The following is a 23717-nucleotide window of genomic DNA, read 5'->3' on the forward strand; positions in this document are numbered from 1 at the left end:
CGCGGCGCCCGGCGTTTCAGGGCACGGTTTACCTGCACAACCGGGCAGGCGAGCGTGATTTCCCAGGGGCAAACCGGTTGTGGAAGATACGGGTCCGGGACTATGGTCACGCGCATGAAGATTCTGATTATCGAAGATGACCTCGAAGCTGCCGCCTATCTGGCGAAGGCCTTTCGCGAGGCTGGCATCGTCTCCGACCATGCCAGCGACGGCGAAAGCGGCCTGTTCATGGCGAGCGAGAACAGCTATGACGTGCTCGTCATCGACCGCATGCTGCCGCGCCGCGACGGGCTGTCGGTGATCTCGGAATTGCGCCGCAAGGGCATTCATACACCGGTTTTGATCCTCTCGGCGCTCGGGCAGGTCGACGACCGCGTGACGGGCCTGCGTGCCGGGGGCGACGACTATCTGCCAAAACCCTATGCGTTCAACGAGCTTCTGGCGCGGGTCGAGGTGCTGGGTCGCCGCAAGGGCGCGCCGGAGCAGGACATGGTTTATCGCGTCGGCGATCTGGAACTGGACCGGCTGTCGCACACGGTGCGCCGGCAGGGCCGGGAACTCCTGCTTCAGCCGCGTGAATTCAGGCTGCTCGAATACCTGATGAAGAATGCCGGCCAGGTGGTGACGCGCACCATGCTTCTGGAAAACGTCTGGGACTATCATTTCGATCCGCAGACCAACGTCATCGACGTGCATGTGTCGCGGCTGCGCGCCAAGATCGAAAAGGACTTCGATCAGCCGCTGCTGCGCACCGTGCGCGGCGCCGGCTACATGATCAAGGAAGACGGACGCACGGACGCATGAACAGGTTGAGCGTCCTCTTCCGCACGACCGCCGTTCGCCTCTCGGCGCTCTATCTCCTGCTCTTTTCGCTGTGCGCCGCCTTTCTGGTCTTCTACGTGACGGCCATGTCGCAACGGCTCCTGGAGCAGCAGACGAAAGACGCAGTGACGGCGGAGGTCGCCCAGATCGAGCAGATCTACAGCCGGGCGGGCGTCAACGGTTTGCTGCGGACGCTGGAGCGGCGGGCGCGGCAGCCGGGCGCCAATCTCTATGTCATTGCCGGACCGACGGGCGAGATCCTCGCCGGCAACGTCGCCTCGTTGCAGCCGGGCCTGCTCGACAGGGAAGGCTGGACGGGCGAAGCCTTCCGCTATCAGCGTTACACGGACGAAAGCCGCAAGGAGACCCATGTGGCGCTTGCGCATGTGCTGGTACTCGACAACGGCCTGCGTATCCTGGTCGGGCGCGACCTGCAGGAGCCGGAGAAATTTCGGGTCCTCGTGCGCCAGGCTCTGGTCGTTGCGCTCGGCATCATGGGCATCGGCGCGCTGATCATCTGGTTTGCCATCGGCCGCAACGCGCTGAAGCGGATCGACCGGATGTCGGACGCCAGCACGCGGATCATGGCGGGTGATCTTTCCCAGCGGCTGCCGATGAGCGGTTCAGGCGACGAATTCGACCGATTGTCGGAATCGCTGAACGCCATGCTCGGGCGGATCGAGAAGCTGAACGAAGGCCTGCGGCAGGTCTCCGACAACATCGCCCACGATCTGAAGACGCCGTTGACGCGCCTGCGCAACAAGGCCGAGGCGGCGCTGGCGCACAAGGCGACCAACTCCGGTTATCGCGCCTCGCTGGAGGAAATCATCGGCGAATCCGACCAGTTGATCCGCACCTTCAATGCCCTGCTGATGATCTCGCGTGTCGAAGCCGGGGCCGCTGCCGCCGAGATGAGCGATGTCAACCTTTCACAGAGCGTTGCCGACTGCGTCGAGCTCTACGAGCCGGTGGCCGACGAGCAGGCGTTGAAGCTCGAGGCCGACGTGCCTGCCGATATTCACGTTTCGGGCAATCGGGAACTGATCGGACAGGCACTCGGCAACCTGATCGACAATGCCATAAAATATTCCGATGGCGGCGCAAATCCGCTGATCACAGTCAGTCTTGGCACGCGGGACGGGGCAATTGTTCTATCCGTTGCGGATCATGGCCCAGGTGTGCCGGCCGACAGGCGCGAGGATGTGGTGGAGCGTTTCGTGCGGCTGGACGAAAGCCGCAGCAAGCCGGGAACGGGACTTGGACTATCGCTTGTCGAAGCGGTGATGGAGATGCATCAGGGTGCTCTCGAACTGAGCGATACGGTTCCAGGGGCTGAAAACAATCGTGGTTTGACCGCCAGCATGGTTTTCCCGGCCCGCTCAGGCTGATAGGCATGGCCTAGCCGAAATCGGGAGCGTCGGCTTGGGAGAGGTCACGATGCAGACGGATACGCGGCGTTTAACGGAGATTGGTGCATGCGCCATCCGACCGATGAGCCAGACGGACGCAAAGTCCGTTCTTTCCAGCCTCAAGGACATGGCCAAGGGCCATCCGCACGTTGCCGGTCTGCTGGCTGCAGAAACCCCGCTCAAGGATTTCATCGTCGCGGCTTTTTCGCTTTCTCCCTATCTAAGGGACACGGCAGTCGCTCATCCCGAAGTTCTTGTCCGGGCTCTTGCCGGGCCGATTGTCCCTTATCTTGAAAGCTGCATTCAGGCAGCACGCGACGCCTGGAAAGGTGTTGAGGCAGGCAAGCCCCTGTCCGATGCCGAGATCATGACGCGTCTGAGGCAGGCCAAGCGGGACATTGCCTTTGCGCTTGCACTTGCGGACCTGTCCCGTCTTTTGGATGTACGGGAAACGACCCGCTGGCTGAGCGATTTTGCCGGCGCGGCCGTCTCTGCCACGATCGACCACCTGCTTCTGAGCGCCTATGACGGCGGCAAGCTCAATGTCGTCGATGTCGCGCATCCAAGCGAACAGTCGGGCGTGGTCGTGCTTGGCATGGGCAAGCTGGGCGCCTTCGAGCTGAACTATTCCTCCGACATCGATCTGGTTGTCTTCTACGAGCCGCAGGCGCCGTTGATAACCGATCCCGAAGACGCGCCGGAGACCTTTGCCCGGCTTTTGCGGCGGCTGATCCGCATCCTGCAGGAGCGCAGCGGCGACGGCTATGTCTTCCGCACGGACCTGCGTCTGCGTCCCGATCCCGGTGCGACGCCGCTGGCCATCCCGGTCGAGGCGGCGATGCTCTATTACGAGAGCAGGGGGCAGAACTGGGAGCGGGCGGCGTTCATCAAGGCGCGTCCGGTGGCGGGCGATCTCAAGGCCGGCGAGGCCTTTTTGCGCGAACTCACCCCGTTCATGTTCCGCAAGTATCTCGACTATGCGGCGATCGCCGACATTCACTCGATCAAGCGGCAGATCCATGCCCACAAGGGCCATGGCGAGATCGCGGTCAAGGGGCACAACATCAAGCTTGGCCGCGGCGGAATCCGGGAAATCGAATTCTTTGTCCAGACGCAGCAGTTGATCGCCGGCGGGCGGATGCCGGAACTGAGATTGCGCGCAACGGAGCCGATGCTGAATGGTCTGGCGCGGGCGAACTGGATCGATGCGACGACGGCCGAAGAACTGATTTCCGCCTACTGGTTTCTCCGCGACATCGAGCACCGGGTCCAGATGGTGCGCGACGAGCAGACGCATGTGCTGCCGACCACGGACGCCGAACTGAAGCGCATCGCCTATATGATGGGCTTTGCAGATGTTTCGACGTTTTCGGCGGAGCTTTCACGTAGGCTGAAGACGGTGGAGCGGCGCTACGCGCAGCTTTTCGAGCAGGAGGCAAAGCTTTCGACCGAAACCGGCAATCTGGTTTTTACCGGGCAGCGGGACGATCCGGATACGCTGGATACCCTGAAAAAGCTGGGTTTCGAACGGCCGCAGGATGTTTCCCGCACCATCCGCACCTGGCACTACGGCCGCTACCGGGCAACGCAGTCGGTCGAGGCGCGCGAGCGGTTGACGGAACTGACGCCGGAACTACTGCGCGTGTTCGGCCAGAACAGGCGCGCCGACGAGGCGCTGCTGCGCTTCGACCATTTCATCGCCGGCCTGCCGGCCGGCATCCAGCTGTTCTCTCTGCTGGGCAACAATCCCGGTTTGCTGTCGCTGATCGTCAACATCATGTCGTCTGCTCCCCGCTTGGCCGATATCATTGCCAGCAAGCCGCATGTCTTTGACGGCATGCTCGATCCGCGACTTCTGGCGGAACTGCCGACGCGGGACTACCTCGCCGATCGCATCGGCGGATTTCTGGCGGGTGCCAGGCACTATGAGGATATCCTCGACCGGCTGCGGATCACGGCATCGGAGCAAAGGTTTCTGATCGGGATACGGCTGCTGACCGGCGTTATCACCGGCGTGCAGGCGGGACATGCCTTTACCGATCTGGCCGACCTGATCATTACCGCCGCGCTGGATGCCGTGCTGCGCGAGGTGGAAACCGCGCATGGGAAATTTCCCGGCGGGCGGGTGGCCGTTGTCGGCATGGGAAAGCTCGGCAGCCACGAGCTGACGGCCGGGTCCGATGTCGACATCATCCTCCTTTACGACCATGACGATGAGGCAGGAGAATCCGACGGAGCGAAGCCGCTCGATTCCATTCGCTATTTCACGCGCATCACGCAGCGCCTGATTGCCGCACTCTCTGCGCCGACGGCCGAAGGCGTGCTCTATGAGGTCGATATGCGTCTGCGCCCATCCGGCAACAAGGGGCCTGTCGCCACCCGTATCAATGCCTTTGCAAAGTACCAGCGCGAGGAGGCCTGGACCTGGGAGCATATGGCGCTCACACGCGCCCGTGCGCTGTGCGGTGAAAAAAGCCTGATTGCAGAAGCCGACACGATTTTCCGCGAAGTGCTTGGCCAGGTCCGCGATGTTGGCAAGATCACGGCCGATGTCGCGGAGATGCGCGGGCTGATCGACAAGGAGAAGCCGCCGAGCGACCTTTGGGATTTCAAGCTCATTCCCGGCGGGTTGGTCGATATCGAGTTTATAGCGCAATATCTGGCACTGATCGCGCCTGCGCGCGGCGTCGAGCCACCACTGAACGGAACATCGACGGCGGACGTGCTGCGGCTTCTCGGGCCTGCATTGATTTCTCCCGGTGACCTGGACACGGTACAGGAAGCGCTTGCGCTGTTCACCGACCTCTCGCAGATCGTGCGGCTGTGCATCGAGGGGGATCTGGAGCTGAAGGATGCGCCGGCCGGGCTGATCGAGCTTTTGTGCCGGGCCGGCGATGCGCCTGATGCCAAGGTGCTGGAGGCCGACATCCGCCGCCTGTCGAAGGCGGTGCGGCGGATATTTCAGACCACCGTCAAGCCCTGAGATCAGGTCCGATTCAAGCGTAGACCGGATCGGCCTTGGTCTCGGAAACGGCGCGCGGCGCCGTATCAGGGATGCGCAGGGAAATGATCGTTCCGACGTTTTCCTGCGAATAGATCTTCATGGCGCCGCCGTGCAGGTTGGTGAGCGACCGGGAGATGGCAAGGCCGAGACCGGAACCGCCCTTGCTCTTGGCGTACTGGCTCTGAACCTGTTCGAACGGCTGGCCGATCTTCTCCAGCGCGAGGCGCGGAATGCCGATGCCGGTGTCGGCGATGGTGAGCGTCACTGCGCCGGCGACCTTGCGGGCGCGCAGTGAGATCTTGCCGCCTTCATTGGTGAATTTGACCGCGTTCGACAGAAGGTTCAGCAGGACCTGTTTCATTGCCCGGCGGTCGGCGGTGATCGTCAGGCCGGAGGAGATCTGCTGGTCGACGCAGATGTTTTTCTGCTGCGCCGGAATGGTGGTGAAGCGCAGGGTTTCCTCGATCAGCGGCGCGAGATCGATCGTTTCCCGGTTGATCTTCATCTGCCCGGCTTCGATCTTCGACATGTCGAGGATGTCGTTGATGACGTTCAGCAGATGTTTGCCGCTGTCGTGGATGTCGTGGGAATATTCGTCGTATTTTTCGGAGCCGAGCGGGCCGAACATCTGATTCTGCAGGATTTCGGAAAAGCCGAGGATGGCGTTCAACGGTGTCCGCAGCTCGTGCGACATGTTGGCGAGGAATTCGGATTTCGCCCGGTTGGCCGCTTCCGCGCGCTCTTTTTCGGCCTGATAATTGGCATTGGCGACGGAGAGTTCGGCCTTTTGGCGCTCCAGCGTGATGCGGGAGGTCGAGAGGTCGCCGATCGTCGCCATCAGCCGCCGTTCGGATTCGCGCAGGCGCACCTGATGCCGCTTGAGCAGCGTGATGTCGGTGCCGACGGAGACCAGGCCGCCGTCGCGCGTGCGCCGGTCGTTGATCTGCAGCCAGCGCTGGTCGGCGAGTTGCACCTCTGATGTCTGCGAATGATTGGACCGGTCGGGATCGGCGATCCGCCGCTCGATGATCGGACGGGCGGCGGCCGCATTGACCACGGAGCGTTCCGTGCCGGCAACGAGAACCCGGTCGGGCAGCCTGTAGGCCTGTTGATAGTGGGTGTTGCACATCACCAGCCGGTCGTTCTTGTCCCAGAGTACGAAGGCCTCGGAGGTGCATTCGATGGCGTCGGCCAGACGCTGGTCCGCCTCGGCGTAACGCTGGGCGAGCCGATGCTGCTCGGTGACGTCCATGGCGATGCCGATCAGGTGGACGCGGCCGGATGTGGTGCGGATGACCTGTGCACGCGCTCGCATCCAGACATAATGGCCATCGGCATGGCGCATGCGGAAAATCTGGTCGATCTGGCGGGCATCACCCTTGGCGATGGTGCGGGCGACCTTGTAGATGCTGCCGTCATCCGGGTGCATCAGCCGCGCGGCATCACCGAAAGATAGCACGCTGCTTTGCGGCGGCATGCCGAGCATCTCGTACATCGATCGAGACCAGAAAAGGCGGCGGTTGGGCATGTCGAAATCCCACAGGCCGCACCGTCCGCGCGAAAGAGCCGTCTCGACCCGCAGGTTGGATTCCGCGAAGATCTGGTCGGCGTCGCGGGCGCGCTTGGCCTGGATGTAATAGGCATAGAGCACGACGAGCAGGATCGCCGAGATACCGGCGAAGAGGGTGACGTTGAGAGACACCTCGTCGCGCCACAGCTTTTCAATCCGCGCCAGGGGTGTTGCAACGAGCAGCGTCCCGGCCCCACCCGGCACCTGCATCAACGCGACGATATGCTCGGCCCCGCCGATGAAGGTCTTCATCACTGTCGAGCGTTCACCGAAATACTGGAAGGCTGCGACTTCCGGCGCCACGACGGTCAATGTTCGGCCCGTGTAGACGGCACCTTCCGGGGAACTGGCGAAAATCCGGCCATCATTGCGCACGGTCAGGACGAAGGCGCCGGCTTCGAGCATGTCGGGAGACAGGAAGGTGTTGAGCCGCTGCTCGACGTCCCATTTCTGCGCCTTGTCAAACAGGGCCACCCCGTTCTCCTGAAGTGCCGCGCTCGCGGTTGCTGCGGCAAGCATGGTGATCTGGCGGGAACTCGCCTCCATGCGCGCATATTCGACCATGATGCCGCTGATGCGGGAAATGGCGACGACGAGAAGAAACGCGGTGATCAGGATCGGGATCGAGCGCTTCAGCAACGGCTCGGCACGCGCCAGGCGCAAAGCCGCCGGCTCGGTAAAAATCCGTGCGTGCTGGATGACGCCCTTTTCCAGCTTCGAAAAGCCTGGAAATTTTGGACGCAACCGCTCACCGGCTGCGCGTCCCCGCTGCGCTTCCGCCATCTTCGTCAAATCTGTAAATCCTCATGTGATTCGATGCGCCGCTCGCTCGAACCTGACCCAATGAATCAATTGTGATTCGCCTTGTCCAGAGGAAAACGTAAAACTTTGTTAACCATTTATCGTCATTGGAAAATGGTACTGCCGCGATTGGCGAGCCGCGAAAAACGAAAAAACCCCGCAATTGCGGGGTTTCGCCGACATTCCCACTTGATATTTCCTATCCCTTGAGCATGCGCTCGACGATGTCGCTGACGTCGGCGGACAGCTTCTTGCCCGCCGCGATTTCGCGCAGCGCCTTGCGGGCATGCTCGGCACGGACTTGCTCAAGCGAACGCCAGGAGCGCATCGAGGTGAGGATGCGCGCAGCAAGCTGTGGATTGCGCAGATCGATGTCGAGGATCTGGCGCGAAAGGAAGCGATAGCCTTCGCCATCGGCACGGTTGAACCCGGTCGGGTTCGAGAAGGCGAACGTGCCGACAAGGGCCCGCACCCGGTTCGGATTGGAGCCGTTGAACAGGGGATCGGCCATTAGCGCCGTGACGCGGTCGAGCGCCGCCGCGCCGGGAATGGTCGCCTGGATCGTGAACCACTTGTCGATGACGAGCGCATTGTCGGCGAAACGGGTCTTGAACGTGGCAAGGGCTTCCGCCGCCTCCGCCGATTCCGGGAACCGGTGTGCCAGGATCGTCAGCGCCTGACTAAGGTCGGTCATGTTGTTGGCGGCGTTGAATGCCGCTACCGCCCGGGCAGGCAGGTTCTCGGCATAGACGAGGTAGGAGAGGGCGGTGTTGCGCAGCGCTCGCCGCCCGGCGCTGGCCGCGTCGGGGCTGAACGGACCTGAAACGACCATCTCGTCGACAAGCGCCGCGAAAATATCCCGGCCGGCTTCGGCGATTGCCGACATGATCTGCTGCCGCCCCGCGTGGATGGCATCGGGGTCGTTGTTGCTGCCGATTTCGCGGGCAATGTCGGCTTCGCTGGGAAGCGCCAGCGCCTGTGCCCTGAAAGCGGGCTCGAGACCGCTATCGGCAGCTGCCGCAAGCAGGGCGTCGATCAGCGACGCATCGCATTGCACAGGCTCGCCTGCCTTGGCGCTGGTGGCGGCGGCGACAAGGTTTGGCAAAGCAAGATCGTTGAGTGCCTGCCAGCGGGCGAAGAGATCGCTTTCATGCCTGGCAATATGGGCGCGATCGGCCGGCGTCTGTTCGAAGTGCAAGTTGATGGGCGTGGAAAAGCCGCGGTTCAGCGACAGGACGGGACGCGAGGTAATACCGCTGAAGGTGACGGTCTGCTTACGCTCGACGAGATGCAGGACGTCGTCGGTCATTTCGGCGCCGGTGACGGCGGTAACCAGCGCTTCCGAGCCGTCTTCCAGCAGGAGACCGATACGCAATGGAATATGCATCGGCTCCTTGGCGCTCTGTCCGGGCGTCGGCGGTACCATCTGTTCCAGCGAAAGCGTGAAGGTCTGCTTCGCGGCATCATAGGCAGTCGAGGCCGTGACGAGCGGCGTGCCGGCCTGATGGTACCAGAGCGAAAACTGCGTCAGGTCGCGTTTGCTGACCTCGGCGAAGCAGGCGACGAAATCCTCGATCGTCACCGCCTGCCCGTCGTGGCGGTCGAAATAGAGATCCATGCCCTGCTTGAACAGATCGGCGCCGAGCAGCGTCGCGATCATCCGCGTGACTTCGCTGCCCTTTTCATAGACCGTGGTCGTATAGAAGTTGTTGATCTCGCGGAATTTCGTCGGGCGAACGGGATGGGCGAGGGGGCCTGCGTCCTCCGGAAACTGCTCGGCTTTTAGATGACGAACCTCGGCGATGCGCTTGACGGTGCGCGAGCGCTGGTCGGCCGAGAATTCATGGTCGCGATAGACCGTCAGACCTTCCTTGAGGCAGAGCTGGAACCAGTCGCGGCAGGTGATGCGGTTGCCGGTCCAGTTGTGGAAATATTCATGTGCGATGATCGCCTCGATATTGGCGTAATCGGCATCGGTCGCGGTTTCCGGATCGGCAAGGACGTACTTGTCGTTGAAGACATTCAGTCCCTTGTTCTCCATCGCGCCCATGTTGAAGTCGGACACGGCGACGATCATGAAGATGTCGAGATCGTATTCGCGGCCAAAGCGTTCCTCGTCCCATTGCATCGAGCGCTTCAGCGCGTCCATGGCATAGGCCGCGCGCGGCTCCTTGCCGTGCTCGACGTAGATTTTCAGCGCGACTTCGCGGCCGGACATGGTGGTGAACGTATCTTCGACGATGCCGAGATCGCCGGCGACCAGGGCAAAGAGATAACTCGGCTTCGGATGCGGATCGAACCAGGCGGCGAAATGCCGGCCATCGCCCATGCTGGCGCCGCCGAGATAGTTGCCGTTGGACAGAAGCAGTGGCGCGGTTTCCTTGTCGGCGATGATATTGACCGTATAGACGGCAAGCACATCCGGGCGATCGGGGAAATAGGTGATGCGGCGGAAGCCTTCCGCTTCGCATTGGGTGCAATAGACATCGCTGGTGCGATAGAGCCCCATCAGCTTGGTGTTGGCCTCGGGGTTGATCTCGGTGGTGATCGTCACCTCGAAGGGCGCTGTTGCCGGCAGGTTGCGGATGGTCAGCGTGTGTTCCGCCGCGTCGTAGTTCGCCGCCGCGATCTCTTCCTGGTCGAGCAGCAGGCCGGTCATCTTCAGTTCGTCGCCGTCGAGGATCAGCGGCGCGTCGGCGCTAATCCCTTCGCGCCGGTGAAAGATCAGCCGGGCTTCGACCTTGGTTTCCCTGGGATCGAGTTCGAAGGTGAGGTCCACCCTCTCAAGGACGAAATCCGTCGGCCGGTAGTCTTCCAGATGAATGATTTCGCCCGTATCTGTCCGCATTGTTTGTCCCGCTTGCATCGCCCGTCGCGTCAGGACGCCAGGGGTGAGGCTTGGTCTTGGTGAAGAGGCTGCGCGGATAACGCGGAGCTTCCGGTGTGATCGCAAGGCGGTTCTTTTCGTCGGCGCTTGCCGTGTTTCGGCGGGCGTGATCTGTCCCATTCCTGTGCTTGCATGAGAGACTTACGAAATTCGCCCTAACAATATTTAAACCAGTCGTGTATTTTTGGCACAGCTTATACAATTTTCCAGCTTGCCGTCCGCGTTCCCGTCCCAAACGCGAGATTGGAAGCGGTTGGCGGTGCGTGTCGGATGTTTTGCCGACGTGTTCTGTTCAACGTAGGGTATCGCTGCGGCGGCATCAAATATTTCCGCCTCGCATCACGAAAATTGATCCCTCTTTTGAAGATCGCGCGTTAAGGTGACGTTGCTTGGCGACGGATTCTCCGATCGCATCTTTTCCCGCAGCCCGTCGTTTCCACCGATTTCCGGCCCGCTGCCGTCAGTCCGTTGAGTGCGCCCCGCATGGATTCCGAACACTCCCAGCCGATGAAGGGTATTTCCCTCAAGGTTTTCTCCGTCGTGATTTTCGTATGCATGGCAACGCTGATCAAGGCGGCAGGAACCGGGATTGCCACCGGCCAGATTACCTTCTACCGCTCCGCCTTCGCCATGGTGCCGATCCTGGGATATCTGGCTTTCAAAGGGCATTTGCGCACCGCTTTCTACACCAAGGACTTTTTTGGACACCTGGCGCGCGGCTTCATCGGCATTCTGGCGATGAGCTTTGGCTTTTATGGTTTGGTGCATTTGCCGCTGCCCGAAGCCATCGCGATCGGTTACGCCATGCCGTTGCTTGCCGTGGTTTTTGCTGCCGTCTTCCTGAAGGAGACAGTCCGGATCTACCGCTGGTCGGCGGTGCTGATCGGGCTTGTCGGCGTCATGATCATTACCTGGCCGCGGCTGACGCTGATGCGCGATGGCGGCTTCGGTTCGCAGGAGGCGCTCGGGGCCTTGGCCGTGCTGCTGTCGGCGGCACTCGGCGCTGTCGCCATGGTGCTGGTGCGCAAGCTGATCGCCAGGGAACGCACGCACACCATCGTGCTCTACTTCTCCCTCTCGGCCTCCTGTTTCTCGCTGCTGACGCTGCCCTTTGGCTGGGAGCCCTTGCCTTGGAAAGCCTTCCTGTTGCTGATGGCGGCAGGCTTTTGCGGCGGTGTCGCCCAGATCCTTTTGACGCAGAGCTATCGTTATGCCGATATGTCGACGATCGCACCCTTCGAATACACCTCCATCCTCCTTGGGCTGCTCATCGGCTATTTCCTGTTCGACGAGGTGCCGTCCGGCATCATGCTGATCGGCACGGCGATCGTGGTCGGCGCCGGCATCTTCATCATTTTCCGGGAGCACCAGCTTGGCCTCGAGCGCAAGGGCGCGCGAAAACACGTCACCCCGCAGGGATGATCGTCGGCTGACGGTTCAGGGCGATTGGGCCGGAGCCGTATCATCTTCAATCAGATCGGCCGGCCGCACCGCCTGGTTCATCGCGTTGACCGCCTCGGTCCCTGGTGTCGGAACGGTGTTGGCCTGGAAATCGGTCTTGGCGACGAGACCGTCCCTGTGGCTGCGCTTCGCGATACGCCAGGCCGCATAGGCGGCGTAAAGGGCAAAATAGACGGCGATCACCATGAAAAGCGAGGCGGGACCGAACCGGTCCATCACCGGCCCGACCATCAGCGGTCCCGAGATCGTGCCGACACCATAGGTGATCATCATGCCCGAGGAGACCTCGACATACTCGTTCGGCCGGGCAAGATCGTTGGCATGCGCCACGTTGAGCGCATAGATCGGAAACAGAACCGAGCCGACGAAGGCCGCGATCACATAGAGCACCAGCGGGCTGGAACCGACGAAAACGACCATGGCAAGGCAGGAGATAACGCCGACGATGCCGCAGCCGACCATGACGATGCGCCGGTCCATCCGGTCGGATGTCCTGCCGATCGGGATCTGCGATATGGCGCTGCCGGTCAGGAGCGCTGCCAGCAGCGTGGCACCCTCGGCGGTCGAAAGGCCGATCTTCTGAGTGAAGACACCGCCGAGATTGAGCCAGGCGCCGGACATGGCGCCCGCAAGAAAGGCGCCGACGACGGCGACCGGCGAGCGGCGGAACAGCCCGGGAACGTCGAAATTGGCCTGGACCGGCGGCGCGGGCATTGCCGAGGACGAGAGCGCCGTCGGCAGCAGCGCCAGCGAGAACAAGACGCCGCAGAGAATGAACAGCGATGAATTGGTCGGATCGCCGAGCGGCACCAGATACTGCCCGCCGATCGTGCCGACCATGGTGGTGATCAGGTAGAACGAGAACAGCATGCCGCGGTTCTCGTTGGTCACCCGCTCGTTGAGCCAGCTCTCAATGACGAGGTAGCTACCCGAAATGGCAAAGCCGGAAATGGCGCGAAAGAAGATCCAGGCTCGCCAGTCGACCACCAGCCCGCACATCAGGATGGCGACGCTGAGCAGCGTGATCAGTGCGGCAAACACCCGCACATGGCCAACGCGCAACACGAATTTCGGCGTGACGATGCACGACAGGGTGAAGCCCAGCGTATAGCCGGTGGCAATCCAGGAGATGACCAGCGTCGACCAGCCCTCAGCCACCGAGCGAACCGGCAGCACATAGCTCGCCAGCCCGAAGCCGACCATCATCAGGAGCGTGGAGAGGATCAGGCTGAACACGGATCTGAGGCTGGCCAGCATGAACGCTCCGGATGCGCTGCCTGCCGGATGCTTGATGACGCTCAAGCGGTCAGGGATGCGCGGAAAAAGGTTGGAGCGGATTGCGCGACCTGAGAAACGCCCGGCACGCCGCTCTTGGAATCAAAGAACGAGTGTCGCTCTATCCAATTTCCCTGACGCTGTCGATTGCGACAGGCTTTGGCGCAGAAGAGGAATATGGCCGCGATGCGGCCCGAAGACGATGAATTACTTCGGCAGGAAGCCGCTAGCCGCATTCCGGTCCGCATTGGCAGCCGGCGCTTCCTTGCTCAGGCGCGTATATTCGCGCGAGGCGCGCACGGCGGTGCCGATGTCGTCGAGGAGGATCCGGATAGAGCGGATGGATGCTGACATGATCGGATACCTTTAGAAAAGCTGCAACAATACAAGGGCGCGCAGTTGCGCATGCCCTTGGGGGTTAGCGCTGGATGAATTCCGCGAAAATCTGGGCCGGACGTGTCTTGTGGCCGTAGCCGGCTGCCGTCATCTGTTCGTTCGCGGCCGAGCCAAAGCTGGCGAAGGGCGTGCGAAGGGGCGATCCGGCGTGGCGGAGCGTTTCAAAGCCGCTGTGCAAAGGGCGAAAACGGGCAGTCATGGTTCAATTCCTTATTCCAGTCCTCCCGTCTTTTTATATTGCACCGCAACATTGATTCCGCAACGGCCGCATGCGCGTTGCTGGTATGCGCAATCCGCATGGCTTTCTTCATCGTTTGTTCACAAATCAGGCAGGCGGTCTGTTCAGGCGGTTTTAACCACAAATCCGGGCGCGAAATGCCAGGAGATCCTGCCAGGCCAGCCGCTTGCTGGCCGGCGCCGACATCAGGTCCTGCGGGTGCAGGGTGGCGAGGGCGGGAACCGTCGTGCCGCCGGTCGGCCCGCCGATCGGAATATCGCGCCATTCGCCGCGCATGTGATGGATCATCTCGTTGCCGCCGAAGAAGAAACGGGCAGCGAAATTACCGAGGATCAGCAGGTGCCGGGGTTCCGCCAGTACGATCTGGCGCTCGATGAACGGACGGCAGATGTCGGTTTCGCGGGACGAGGGCGGGCGGTTCCCCGGCGGGCGCCAGGGAATGACATTGGTGAGCAGCACGGACGACCGGTCCAGCCCGATCGCTGCCAGCATGCGTTCCAGCATCTGCCCCTGCTTGCCCGAAAAGGGGACGCCCTCGCGATCGTCGTCACCGTTCGGCACAGGGCCGATCACCATGATGCCGGAGGACGGGTTGCCATCGGCAAAAACCATGTTTCGGGCGCTGTTTTTCAGATTGCAGCCGGAAAAGGCCTCCATGGCGCTCTTCAGTTCAGCCAGAGACCGGGCGGAATCGGCGGCAAATCGCGCTTCGGCGATTGCCTGTTCGTCGGGAATGGCCATTTGCGGGACGGCAGCCGGTGCCGCTGGCCCCTTGTTGCCGGCGGAATTGCCTCTTTCTCGGGCAGTTGGCGTATGTGGCGCATCGTTCCGCTCTGAGGCCTGCGCTTTTTGCATGGCTTGCGCGGCGCCATTGCCGCGTGCCGCCTTTGCCTGGGCAAACTCCGCGAAGCGATCGACAGGCTCGTCTTCCAGCAGCCATTCGACGCCCGCTTCCGCATGGAAATGTAGAAGGGCGGCAAGTTCGGCCGGGCTCATGGTGTCGCTGGAGATCATGGGTTTCTTGTACAGAAGCGCGGGCGGGCAGGGAAGACTATTGGTGATGCTATCGCATAGGGATTTACGATGTCAGCACCGCTCTCCCTCTTCTCCCCAGCGGGGAGAAGTGTCGAGCGTAGCGAGACGATGAGGGGGCGGTGCGGCAAATTCTTGTGTGCTTGGCCCCCTCATCCGGCCCTACGGGCCACCTTCTCCCCGCCGGGGAGAAGAGGGAACCACCAATCACGCCGCCATCGCCGTCCAGCGCTCGATGTCGTCGCGCTCGCCGATCAGCGCAAGGCCGTGGGCGATGGAGAGAAGCTCGCCGCCGCTTTCGATGCGGTCGGCCGCAAAGCGGTTCTCGAAGATGCGGCGGATGGCCGGCACGAAGGATGTGCCGCCGGTCAGAAACACCTTGTCGATGCCCTCGGGGAGCGTGTTTGTCGTGGTCAGTACCTCGTCCAGCGCCTCCTCGATCCGGGCGAGATCGGGGGCGATCCAGCTTTCGAAATCGCCGCGGCGCACCGTCTGCCGGCTCTTTTCGCCGAGCGGCGCGAAATAGAATTCCGTTTCTTCCGCGTGCGACAGCCGCATCTTGGTGGCCGACACCGCCTGATAGAGCGGGTAACCCTCGTCATGGTCGACGAGATCGACGAAGGCTTCGAGTTTTTCCGGCTCGACGGCGGAGCGCACCAGTTGCTTCAGGTCGGTGAAGTCCTTCAGTGTCTTGAAGATCGACAGCTGGTTCCATCGGCCGAAATTGGCATAGTAGCTGGAGGGTACGTCGAGCAGCTTGTCAAAACTCTTGAACTGGCTGCCCTTGCCGATCAGCGGCGAGACCACCGTGTCGATGATGCGGAAGTCGAAATGATCGCCGGCGACGCCGACGCCGGAATGGCCGACCGGAACCGCTGTCAGTTTGCCGGCATGGCTTTCGAAGCGGATGATCGAATAGTCGGTGGTGCCGCCGCCGAAATCGGCCACCAGCACGGTGGCATCCTTCTTGAGGTTCTGGGCAAAGTAAAACGCCGCCGCCACCGGCTCATAGACATAGTGGACTTCCGGAAAATCGAAGGAGGAAAGCGCCCGGTCGTAGCGCTCCAGCGCCAGGTTTTCGTCCGGGCTCGAGCCGGCAAAACGAACGGGCCGGCCGACGACGATACGCTTGTAGTCATCCCGCCAGCCATCGCCGGCATAATCGGCGATCCGCGTCAGGAATGACCGCATCAGATCCTCGAATGTGTTGCGCCGGGCAAAGATCAGCGTGCCCTGGAACAGGGGGCTCGCGGCAAAGGTCTTGATCGACTGCAGGAAACGCGCTTCGCCGGGATTGTCGATGAACTGCTGGATCGCCGCCTGGCCCGCTTCGATCTTCACCGCTGCGGCGCCCAGCTGCGCATGCTTCATGAAGGACAGGGCGGTGCGCATCGAATCGGTGGTGCCGGCCGTGCTGGTAAAGCGCAGCGACTGCGTCGTGTCGCCCTGCGAGGCGGCAAGCACCGAGTTGGTCGTGCCGAAATCGAAGCCGAGTGCCTTGGCCATTGTGGTCTCCGTCTGTGGTGTCCACCGGCCAGCGGCGGATGTCGTCTCGCCGGCGCACGCGCAGCCTCGGAATGCCTTGCGGCAACCGGAAAGCGGGAGATGGCGGAGGGCTCTGTCTATTTGGAGGGCGCCTCTTCGCATGGGGCGAAGGCCAAAGCAAGGCAGGATGGGGGGAGATCAATTGGTCGCAGTGCATTTCACATTTTTACGTTTACGTGCACGTCATATATTTGTATCCTGTCGCATGATGTCATGCGCAAATGCGCTTGGCTGCCGTCGCAGACTGGCTCGACAAGTCCTGCCGTATTTGCCATGACGGAGGCTAAGAATTGGGAACAAAACCGCGCAAAATGGCCGGGTGCGACTGGAGACGATGAGATGAGCGAGCCACAGGAACTGCCCGAGCGCGAATCGATGGAATTCGACGTGGTGATCGTCGGGGCGGGGCCGGCCGGTCTTGCCGCCGCCATCCGTCTGAAGCAGGTCAATCCGGAGCTTTCCGTCGTCGTTCTGGAAAAGGGCGCGGAGGTCGGCGCGCATATCCTGTCGGGCGCCGTGGTCGATCCGATCGGCATCGACCGGCTGCTGCCGGGCTGGCGTGAGGAAGGCGACCATCCCTTCAAGACCGAGGTCAAGGACGACCAGTTCCTGTTGCTGGGTCCTGCCGGTTCCATCCGCCTGCCGAACTTTTTGATGCCGCCGCTGATGAACAATCACGGCAATTACATCGTCTCGCTCGGCCTCGTCTGTCGGTGGCTCGCCGAAAAGGCGGAAGGCCTCGGCGTCGAGATCTATCCGGGCTTTGCCGCGACCGAAGTGCTCTACAACGATGCCGGCGCCGTCATCGGCGTTGCCACCGGCGACATGGGCGTCGAGAAGAGTGGCGAACCGGGACCGAACTTTGCCCGCGGCATGGAGCTGCTGGGCAAATACACCCTGATCGGTGAGGGCGTGCGCGGTTCGCTCGCCAAGCAGCTGATTTCGAAGTTCGATCTCTCGAAGGATCGCGAGCCGCAGAAATTCGGCCTTGGCATCAAGGAGCTCTGGCAGGTCAAGCCCGAGAACCACAAACAGGGTCTCGTGCAGCATTCCTTCGGCTGGCCGCTCGGCATGAAGACCGGCGGTGGTTCGTTCCTCTATCATCTTGAGGACAATCTGGTCGCCGTCGGCTTCGTCGTCCACCTCAACTACAAGAACCCCTATCTCTATCCGTTCGAGGAATTCCAGCGCTTCAAGACACATCCGGCGATCCGCGGCACGTTCGAGGGCGGCAAGCGGCTGACCTATGGCGCCCGCGCTATCACCGAGGGCGGCTACCAGTCGGTGCCGAAGCTGTCCTTCCCCGGTGGCGCGCTGATCGGATGTTCGGCCGGCTTCGTCAATCTGCCGCGCATCAAGGGCAGCCACAACGCTGTTCTGTCGGGCATCCTCTCGGCCGAGAAGATCGCCGATGCGATTGCGGCCGGCCGGGCGAATGACGAACCGGTGGAGATCGAGAACGGCTGGCGCGACAGCGCCATCGGCCAGGACCTGAAGAAGGTCCGCAACGTCAAGCCGCTGTGGTCGAAGCTCGGCACCGCCGCTGGCGTCGCGCTCGGCGGTCTCGACATGTGGACCAACACGCTGTTCGGCTTCTCATTCTTCGGCACGCTGAAGCACGGCAAGACTGACGCGCAGTCGCTGGAGCCGGCGTCGATGCACAAAAAGATCGACTATCCGCGCCCGGATGGCGTGCTGACCTTCGATCGCCTCTCCTCGGTGTTCCTGTCGAACACCAATCACGAGGAAAACGAGCCGGTGCACCTGAAGGTCAAGGACATGGCGCTGCAGAAGTCGTCCGAGCACGATGTCTATGCCGGCCCGTCGACCCGCTACTGTCCGGCCGGCGTCTACGAATGGGTGGAAAAGGATGGCGAGGACGTCTTCGTCATCAACGCCCAGAACTGCGTCCACTGCAAGACCTGCGACATCAAGGATCCCAACCAGAACATCAACTGGGTGCCGCCGCAGGGCGGCGAAGGGCCGGTCTATCCGAATATGTGAGATTCATGGAGAAGCGGAACTTCGAGAGGCAAACGGCATCGCTGCGATCTTTCTTGCAGACGGGTGAACTGGGGCCGATCAATTTCGCCATGACACTCCTGGACGTCGCAGCGCTGCTCGGTCCGCCCGAGTGGTGGATCACGGACAGCGACGACGTTGTTCCGCTGTACTGGGGGTATTCCGGCCTTGAGCTTTCGTTTTCGGAAGATAGTCCCCATAAACTTCGATGCATTAAGCTTGGCACCGGGTTTAAACCGGACGGAAAATATTCCACGCTCGGTCGCCTATTGCGTCTGTCTAATGACGGCTTGAGAGACGACATGAGAATGTCGGAGTTTCTGAAACTCTTCCCAGCCGGTGCCGAAGGCACTCAGGTCGGAGTGTGCGGAGCAAATTGGAGTCCAGTCATGGATATCTGCACACCAAATGTTCGTGTGATCTATGACCTCAGTACCCGTGATGAAGAACTTCTGGAAGACGCGGCCTCGGATGGTAAGTCGCCGATCGAGTTGATTGCGATGAAGGATGCATTGTCACGCCGAACCGGTATTTATTCGATAGCCGACCCGCTTGAAGATCGGATACCTGCAGAAAATTGGAGGGACTTCTCTGTAAACGAGTATTTGGCGCTAGTTGAAGGCCGCAAAACAAATTGAACAGCGTGCCAACTTCAGTTTTCTGATCCGAAATCATTGTCGATCTTCAACAACAGACGCGCGCTTAACCAGCCATTAACCATGTTTTCCTTAATTTCGGTGGCGTCAACCCGATTTTAAGGAAACTCTCATGTCGCTATCCCGCCGTGGCCTGCTGCTCGGCATGTCTGCTCTCCTTGCCGGTTGTTCGACCAACGGCCCCAACCATGCGGCCAACTACGCATCATTGCCGGACGAAAAATTTCCGCTGCCTGCCATGCCGCTGGAAAAGATCAAACCGGAACTGCGGCGGCAGGAGGTGGCTTACGCGACGAAATATGACGCGGGCACCATCGTCGTCGATACGCCGGCGCGGCGGCTCTACTATATTCTGGGGGACGGACGGGCGATGCGCTACGGCATCGGCGTCGGCCGAAACGGCTATGCGCTGGCAGGCTCCGCCTATATCGGCCGCAAGGCGGAATGGCCGACATGGACGCCGACGGGCAACATGATCCGGCGCGATCCCGGCAAGAACATGAAATATGCCGGCGGTCTTCCCGGCGGGCCGAACAACCCGCTCGGCGCGAGGGCGATCTATCTCTACCAGAACGGCAACGACACCATGTTCCGCATCCACGGCACCACGCAGCCTTGGTCGATCGGCCAGGCAATGTCGAGCGGGTGCGTGCGCATGCTCAATCACGATGTCGTCGAACTGTATGAACGGGCAACGGTCGGCGGCCGCGTCGTTGTCCTGCAGGCCTGATCTCCAGCCATTTCATACGAAAACGGCCCGGATAAACCGGGCCGCAGGACTGAAAGCAACGATGCAATCGGGCTCAATGCTTTCTTGAGAAAAATCCCGTCGAGAGCGCGACGCCCAGACCGGTGATGACGGCCGCGCTGATCTCCAACAGCCCGATCTCTTCGCCAAGCAACAGGCCGCCGCCCAGTGTTGCCAGCACCGGCGTGATCGCGGTGAAGGCGGCTGCCTGCGTGCCGCCCAGCGCCTTGACGGCCATGCCATAGGCGACCATTGCCGTCAGCCCGGAAAGAACGCCCTGGCTCAGCACCTGCAGCGCGATTTCATTGGCGGGCGTAATGCCGAGCGACGTTCCGTAGATCAATGCCAGGCCGATATGGATGAGGAACGACCAGAGGGCGATGACGGCACCGGCCTCGATGGCCGTCAGACCCGAGCGCTTGAAGGCGTGGGTATAGCTTGCCCAGAGGAGGGCTGCCGCCGGCAGTAGGATGAAGCTCGTCCACGGAATGACGGCGCTCGACAGGCTGCCGGCAAGCAGGATGCCGACGCCAGCGAGAATGGCGGCAAGGCCCAGCCAGCGGCTGGCATCCGGCCGTTCCTTGAAGATGAAGACGCCGATGAGGGCTGCGGCCAGCGGCATCGATCCGCCCAGCAACGTGCCGGCCGAGGCAGCGGGCGTGGCGTGGATGGCAAAGGTTGTCAGCTGGAAGAACAGCGCGCCGGCGCCGGCGACCATCAGGGCGAGAAGATGCGCCGGAACGCCCTTCGGCAATAGCCCCAGCCGCCACCAGACTGGGGCAAGCACTATTGCCGGAACGCCATAGCGGATCAGGCCGATATCGATCGTTCCAAGCGGCGTCGCGGCACTGTGGCGGGTGGCAAGGATCCAGCTTGCCCAGATCAGCACGGTGACCGTGCCGCCGACATAACCGGCAGTCGCCGAGGGGGAATTGGTGCGGGTGAAGGCGAGCGTATTCATGGAACCAACCTTTCTTTCGAGCGTGAAAATCTCTTCGTGTGAAAGAAAAGGTAGCGCCAAAGGTCGAGGCATGTCCTTGCTTTTTGTGCTCCAAAATTTATTATATAAGCAATTATCTGCCAATCGTAACGGGAATAATTCTTGAACATGCCAAGTCTCGATAAATTCGATATTGCCATCCTTCGCATCCTGCAGGAGGATGCGCGGGCGACGAACGTCGAGATCGCCGAGCGGGTTAACCTCTCGCCGTCGCCGTGTCTGAGGCGTATCCGCAATCTGGAGAAATCCGGCGTGCTGCGCGGTTATCGCGCCGATATCGACCGCAAGCAGGTGGGGCTCGGGCTCACCGTCTTTGTCGAAATCAAGGTCGCCCGGCACAGCCAGGAAAACGCGCTGTCGCAGCAGGAGTCGCTGATGGTCATCCCGGAAGTGGTCTCCTGTTTCATGATTTCCGGTAGCGCCGATTTTCTGGCCGAGGTGGTGGTCGCGGATCTGGCTGCCTATGAGACGCTGCTGACCGAAACGCTGCTTGCCCTGCCGGGTGTGGCCGACATCCGCTCCAACTTCGCCATCCGCACGATCAAGACCGGCGGCGCCCTCAAGCTGCCGGAGCCGCGTTGACGAAAAGCACCCGCCGGACGTACCCGGCAGGTGCTTCGCCCCTGTGCGTGTCGGTGGTGCTACGCGTTAATTTCCGCAAAGGCGGGACGGGAAGCTGTGACCGGCTTGCGCTGGGGGGCGGATTTCCAGGCGACCACCATCAGACCGCCGACCACGGTGATGTGTTCCATGACGACATAGAACTCCAGCGTCTTGATTGGCTCTTGCATGGTCCAGAAAGTATGGGCGATCGGGATGGTCAGCACGGTAAAGACCGCGAGTGCACCGGCGCCGAGCCAGGCCCAGCGATTGGCGATGATGAGTGCCGAGCCGCCGAGCTGGGTGACGATGACGGCTGCATTGAAAAGCGGAGCCGGTTCGAGGCCGAAATGGGACATCTCCGCCACGCCGGCGTTGAAATCGATGAGCTTGGCAAGGCCACTGGCCCAGAACATGTAGGTCAGGATTGTGCGTGCGAGATAGCCGAATGCGCGGGAACTGATAAAGGAAGGCATTTTTTCTCTCCGGGAACAGGTGATGAAACTGCCCCGGAGCCGGTCCCTGCTGCGGGCTTCGGGCCGGTCTCCGGGGCAGCGCTGCGTCATCGGACCGGGAGGCTGGTTTGATGCGCCGCGCTGTCTCCTGTTTATGGGGAGCGGTGAAGAGGCGGGGTTCCCGCGGGAACTGCGGAAAAGCCTCGATTTACGAATGCCGGATGCCTCAGAATCCGGCGAGCACCAGCTTGCCCTTGGTCCGGCCCGTTTCGATCAGCGCATGGGCCTTCTTCAGGTTTTCGGCATTGATCAGACCCAGCGTTTCCGTCAGCGTCGAGCGGATCTTGCCGGTATCGATCAGCCGGGCGACCTCGGTCAGAATCCTGTTCTGCTCTTCCATGTCCTTGGTCTTGAACAGCGAGCGGGTGAACATCAGCTCCCAGTGGATGGAAACGGCCTTGCGCTTGAATGGCATGACATCCAGCACCTTCGGATCGTCGATCAACCCGAACCGGCCCTGCGGTGCGATCAGTTGAATGATCTCGTCCAGATGGTCGGCGGTATTGGTGGTCGAAAAGACGAAGGCCGGTGCGCCGAGCGCCAGCTGGTCGATCTGGTGCGCCAGCGGCTTGGAGTGATCGAGTACGTGATGGGCACCGAGATCATAGGCCCATTTCTGTGTCTCGGGGCGCGACGCGGTGGCGATCACGGTGAGGTTGGTCAGCGCCCGCGCCAGCTGGATGGCGATCGAGCCGACGCCGCCGGCGCCGCCGATGATCAGGATCGCATTGGAGGCGCCAGGCACCGGATCGTTGACCTTCAGCCGGTCGAACAAGGCCTCCCAGGCGGTAAGCGAGGTAAGAGGCAGGGCAGCGGCGGCGGGGAAATCCAGCGTTTCCGGCTTCTTGCCGACGATGCGCTCGTCGACCAGATGGAATTCGGCATTCGAGCCCGGCCTGTCGATGGCACCGGCATAAAAGACCGCGTCCCCCGGCTGGAACAGCTTGACGCCGGGGCCGACCGCCTTGACGATCCCGGCCGCGTCCCAGCCAAGCACTTTCAACTGGTCCGGTTCCGGCTTCGCATTGGCGCGGACTTTCGTGTCCACCGGGTTGACCGAGACGGCCTTGATCTCGACGAGAATGTCCCGGCCCTCCGGTGTCGGAACGGGCAGCTCTACATCGAGCAGCGACGTTTCGGCGGAGATGGCTTGGGGGGTCTTGTAGGCAATGGCACGCATTGGCGAGCTCCTTCATGTTTGAACAGAAGCTAGATGCGCATTATGTTCCAAAGGCGCAAGAATGCACAGGAAGTGTATAGAGTACACAAAAGGATACCGTGAATGCCGCGTGTTCGCCACAAGCTGCTCGACTGTTCTCCCGGCTGCCCGGTCGAGGGTGTGCTTCACCTGATCGACGGCAAATGGAAGGGCGTCATCCTCTATCACCTGCTGGAGGGCACGATGCGCTTCAACGAAATCCGCCGCCGCCTGACGAGTATCACGCAGCGCATGCTGACGAAGCAGTTGCGTGAACTGGAGGCTGATGGCCTGATCGAGCGCACGGTTTTTGCCGTGGTGCCGCCAAGGGTCGATTACTGCCTGACGCCGCGCGGCCGCAGCCTTGAGCCCGTCATCATGGCGATGAAGCGCTGGGGCGACGAGCATATCATGCTGCAGGCTGCAGAATAGCTGGCCTGCTCGAACAGGTTTCCCGGTTGCGAATATAAACATTCGTTATTTTGCCAAGGCCCGCTGAAAACCAGCCCTTGCCGCTCCATATGTCCCTGACAAGCGG

The 23717-nt window shown here is 61.5% G+C and carries 19 protein-coding genes; 9 read left to right on the forward strand and 10 right to left on the reverse strand.

Annotated elements, in window-relative coordinates:
• Positions 1–102 precede the first annotated feature (102 nt).
• The 3 genes from J2Z75_RS16455 to J2Z75_RS16465 are packed head-to-tail and all read left to right on the forward strand — an operon-like array spanning position 103 to position 5214.
• Positions 103–804: a response regulator transcription factor gene (locus tag J2Z75_RS16455; protein ID WP_060640009.1), complete on the forward strand. Its 702-nt coding sequence runs from the start codon at positions 103–105 to the stop codon at positions 802–804.
• Positions 801–2210: a sensor histidine kinase gene (locus tag J2Z75_RS16460; protein ID WP_209853831.1), complete on the forward strand. Its 1410-nt coding sequence runs from the start codon at positions 801–803 to the stop codon at positions 2208–2210. Before J2Z75_RS16455 ends, J2Z75_RS16460 begins: the two co-directional genes overlap by 4 nt.
• Positions 2211–2259: 49 nt before the next feature.
• Positions 2260–5214, forward strand: a complete 2955-nt coding sequence (locus J2Z75_RS16465) for a bifunctional [glutamine synthetase] adenylyltransferase/[glutamine synthetase]-adenylyl-L-tyrosine phosphorylase (RefSeq protein WP_209853832.1) — start codon at positions 2260–2262, stop codon at positions 5212–5214.
• A gap of 13 nt (positions 5215–5227) precedes the next feature.
• On the opposite strand, the gene J2Z75_RS16470 is transcribed toward J2Z75_RS16465, so the two are convergent.
• Together J2Z75_RS16470 and pepN are read right to left on the reverse strand one after the other, a co-directional pair.
• Positions 5228–7597 (reverse strand): PAS domain-containing sensor histidine kinase, encoded by a 2370-nt coding sequence (locus J2Z75_RS16470; RefSeq protein WP_209853833.1) that lies wholly within the window; start codon positions 7595–7597, stop codon positions 5228–5230.
• 208 nt (positions 7598–7805) lie between these two features.
• Positions 7806–10454 carry an aminopeptidase N gene (gene pepN, locus J2Z75_RS16475; RefSeq protein WP_209853834.1) on the reverse strand — a complete coding sequence of 883 codons (2649 nt, stop codon included), beginning with the start codon at positions 10452–10454 and terminating at the stop codon, positions 7806–7808.
• Between the two features lie 522 nt (positions 10455–10976).
• Here pepN and J2Z75_RS16480 point away from each other — a divergent pair.
• A complete protein-coding gene (locus J2Z75_RS16480) occupies positions 10977–11915 on the forward strand; it encodes a DMT family transporter (RefSeq protein ID WP_209853835.1) in 939 nt (312 codons plus the stop codon).
• Between the two features lie 15 nt (positions 11916–11930).
• Here the strand turns inward: J2Z75_RS16480 and J2Z75_RS16485 are convergent, their stop codons facing one another.
• The 5 genes from J2Z75_RS16485 to J2Z75_RS16505 all read right to left on the reverse strand — a co-directional run bounded on the left by J2Z75_RS16485 (position 11931) and on the right by J2Z75_RS16505 (position 16401).
• Positions 11931–13211 (reverse strand): MFS transporter, encoded by a 1281-nt coding sequence (locus tag J2Z75_RS16485; RefSeq protein WP_209853836.1) that lies wholly within the window; start codon positions 13209–13211, stop codon positions 11931–11933.
• Positions 13212–13436: 225 nt separating this feature from the next.
• On the reverse strand, positions 13437–13583 hold the full coding sequence (locus J2Z75_RS16490; RefSeq protein WP_209853837.1) for a hypothetical protein: 147 nt from the start codon (positions 13581–13583) through the stop codon (positions 13437–13439).
• Positions 13584–13647: 64 nt separating this feature from the next.
• Entirely contained in the window at positions 13648–13824 is a 177-nt protein-coding gene (locus J2Z75_RS16495) for a hypothetical protein (RefSeq protein WP_209853838.1), read from the reverse strand.
• Between the two features lie 153 nt (positions 13825–13977).
• A complete protein-coding gene (locus J2Z75_RS16500) occupies positions 13978–14877 on the reverse strand; it encodes a uracil-DNA glycosylase (RefSeq protein ID WP_209853839.1) in 900 nt (299 codons plus the stop codon).
• 225 nt (positions 14878–15102) lie between these two features.
• Positions 15103–16401, reverse strand: coding sequence for an Hsp70 family protein (locus J2Z75_RS16505; RefSeq protein ID WP_209853840.1), 1299 nt, complete (start codon positions 16399–16401; stop codon positions 15103–15105).
• 378 nt (positions 16402–16779) lie between these two features.
• On the opposite strand from J2Z75_RS16505, the gene J2Z75_RS16510 reads away from it, so the two are divergent.
• The 3 genes from J2Z75_RS16510 (at position 16780) to J2Z75_RS16520 (ending at position 19848) form a co-directional block, all read left to right on the forward strand.
• Positions 16780–18444 (forward strand): electron transfer flavoprotein-ubiquinone oxidoreductase, encoded by a 1665-nt coding sequence (locus J2Z75_RS16510; RefSeq protein WP_209853841.1) that lies wholly within the window; start codon positions 16780–16782, stop codon positions 18442–18444.
• 5 nt (positions 18445–18449) lie between these two features.
• Positions 18450–19100 carry a hypothetical protein gene (locus tag J2Z75_RS16515; RefSeq protein WP_209853842.1) on the forward strand — a complete coding sequence of 217 codons (651 nt, stop codon included), beginning with the start codon at positions 18450–18452 and terminating at the stop codon, positions 19098–19100.
• Between the two features lie 130 nt (positions 19101–19230).
• Positions 19231–19848, forward strand: a complete 618-nt coding sequence (locus J2Z75_RS16520; protein ID WP_209853843.1) for a L,D-transpeptidase — start codon at positions 19231–19233, stop codon at positions 19846–19848.
• A 73-nt stretch (positions 19849–19921) separates the two neighbouring features.
• Here the strand turns inward: J2Z75_RS16520 and J2Z75_RS16525 are convergent, their stop codons facing one another.
• On the reverse strand, positions 19922–20827 hold the full coding sequence (locus J2Z75_RS16525; protein WP_209853844.1) for a DMT family transporter: 906 nt from the start codon (positions 20825–20827) through the stop codon (positions 19922–19924).
• Between the two features lie 147 nt (positions 20828–20974).
• Here J2Z75_RS16525 and J2Z75_RS16530 point away from each other — a divergent pair, with 147 nt between their 5' ends.
• Positions 20975–21448, forward strand: coding sequence for an Lrp/AsnC family transcriptional regulator (locus J2Z75_RS16530; protein ID WP_209853896.1), 474 nt, complete (start codon positions 20975–20977; stop codon positions 21446–21448).
• Positions 21449–21507: 59 nt separating this feature from the next.
• On the opposite strand, the gene J2Z75_RS16535 is transcribed toward J2Z75_RS16530, so the two are convergent.
• On the reverse strand, positions 21508–21942 hold the full coding sequence (locus J2Z75_RS16535) for a DoxX family protein (RefSeq protein ID WP_209853845.1): 435 nt from the start codon (positions 21940–21942) through the stop codon (positions 21508–21510).
• Between the two features lie 205 nt (positions 21943–22147).
• The gene (locus J2Z75_RS16540; protein WP_209853846.1) at positions 22148–23161 is read right to left on the reverse strand and encodes a zinc-binding alcohol dehydrogenase family protein; all 1014 of its coding nucleotides are present in this window, start codon (positions 23159–23161) and stop codon (positions 22148–22150) included.
• Positions 23162–23263: 102 nt separating this feature from the next.
• On the opposite strand from J2Z75_RS16540, the gene J2Z75_RS16545 reads away from it, so the two are divergent.
• Positions 23264–23611: a winged helix-turn-helix transcriptional regulator gene (locus tag J2Z75_RS16545; RefSeq protein WP_209853847.1), complete on the forward strand. Its 348-nt coding sequence runs from the start codon at positions 23264–23266 to the stop codon at positions 23609–23611.
• Positions 23612–23717 lie beyond the last annotated feature (106 nt).

Source organism: Rhizobium herbae (assembly GCF_017873135.1).
GTDB classification, from domain to species: domain Bacteria; phylum Pseudomonadota; class Alphaproteobacteria; order Rhizobiales; family Rhizobiaceae; genus Pararhizobium; species Pararhizobium herbae.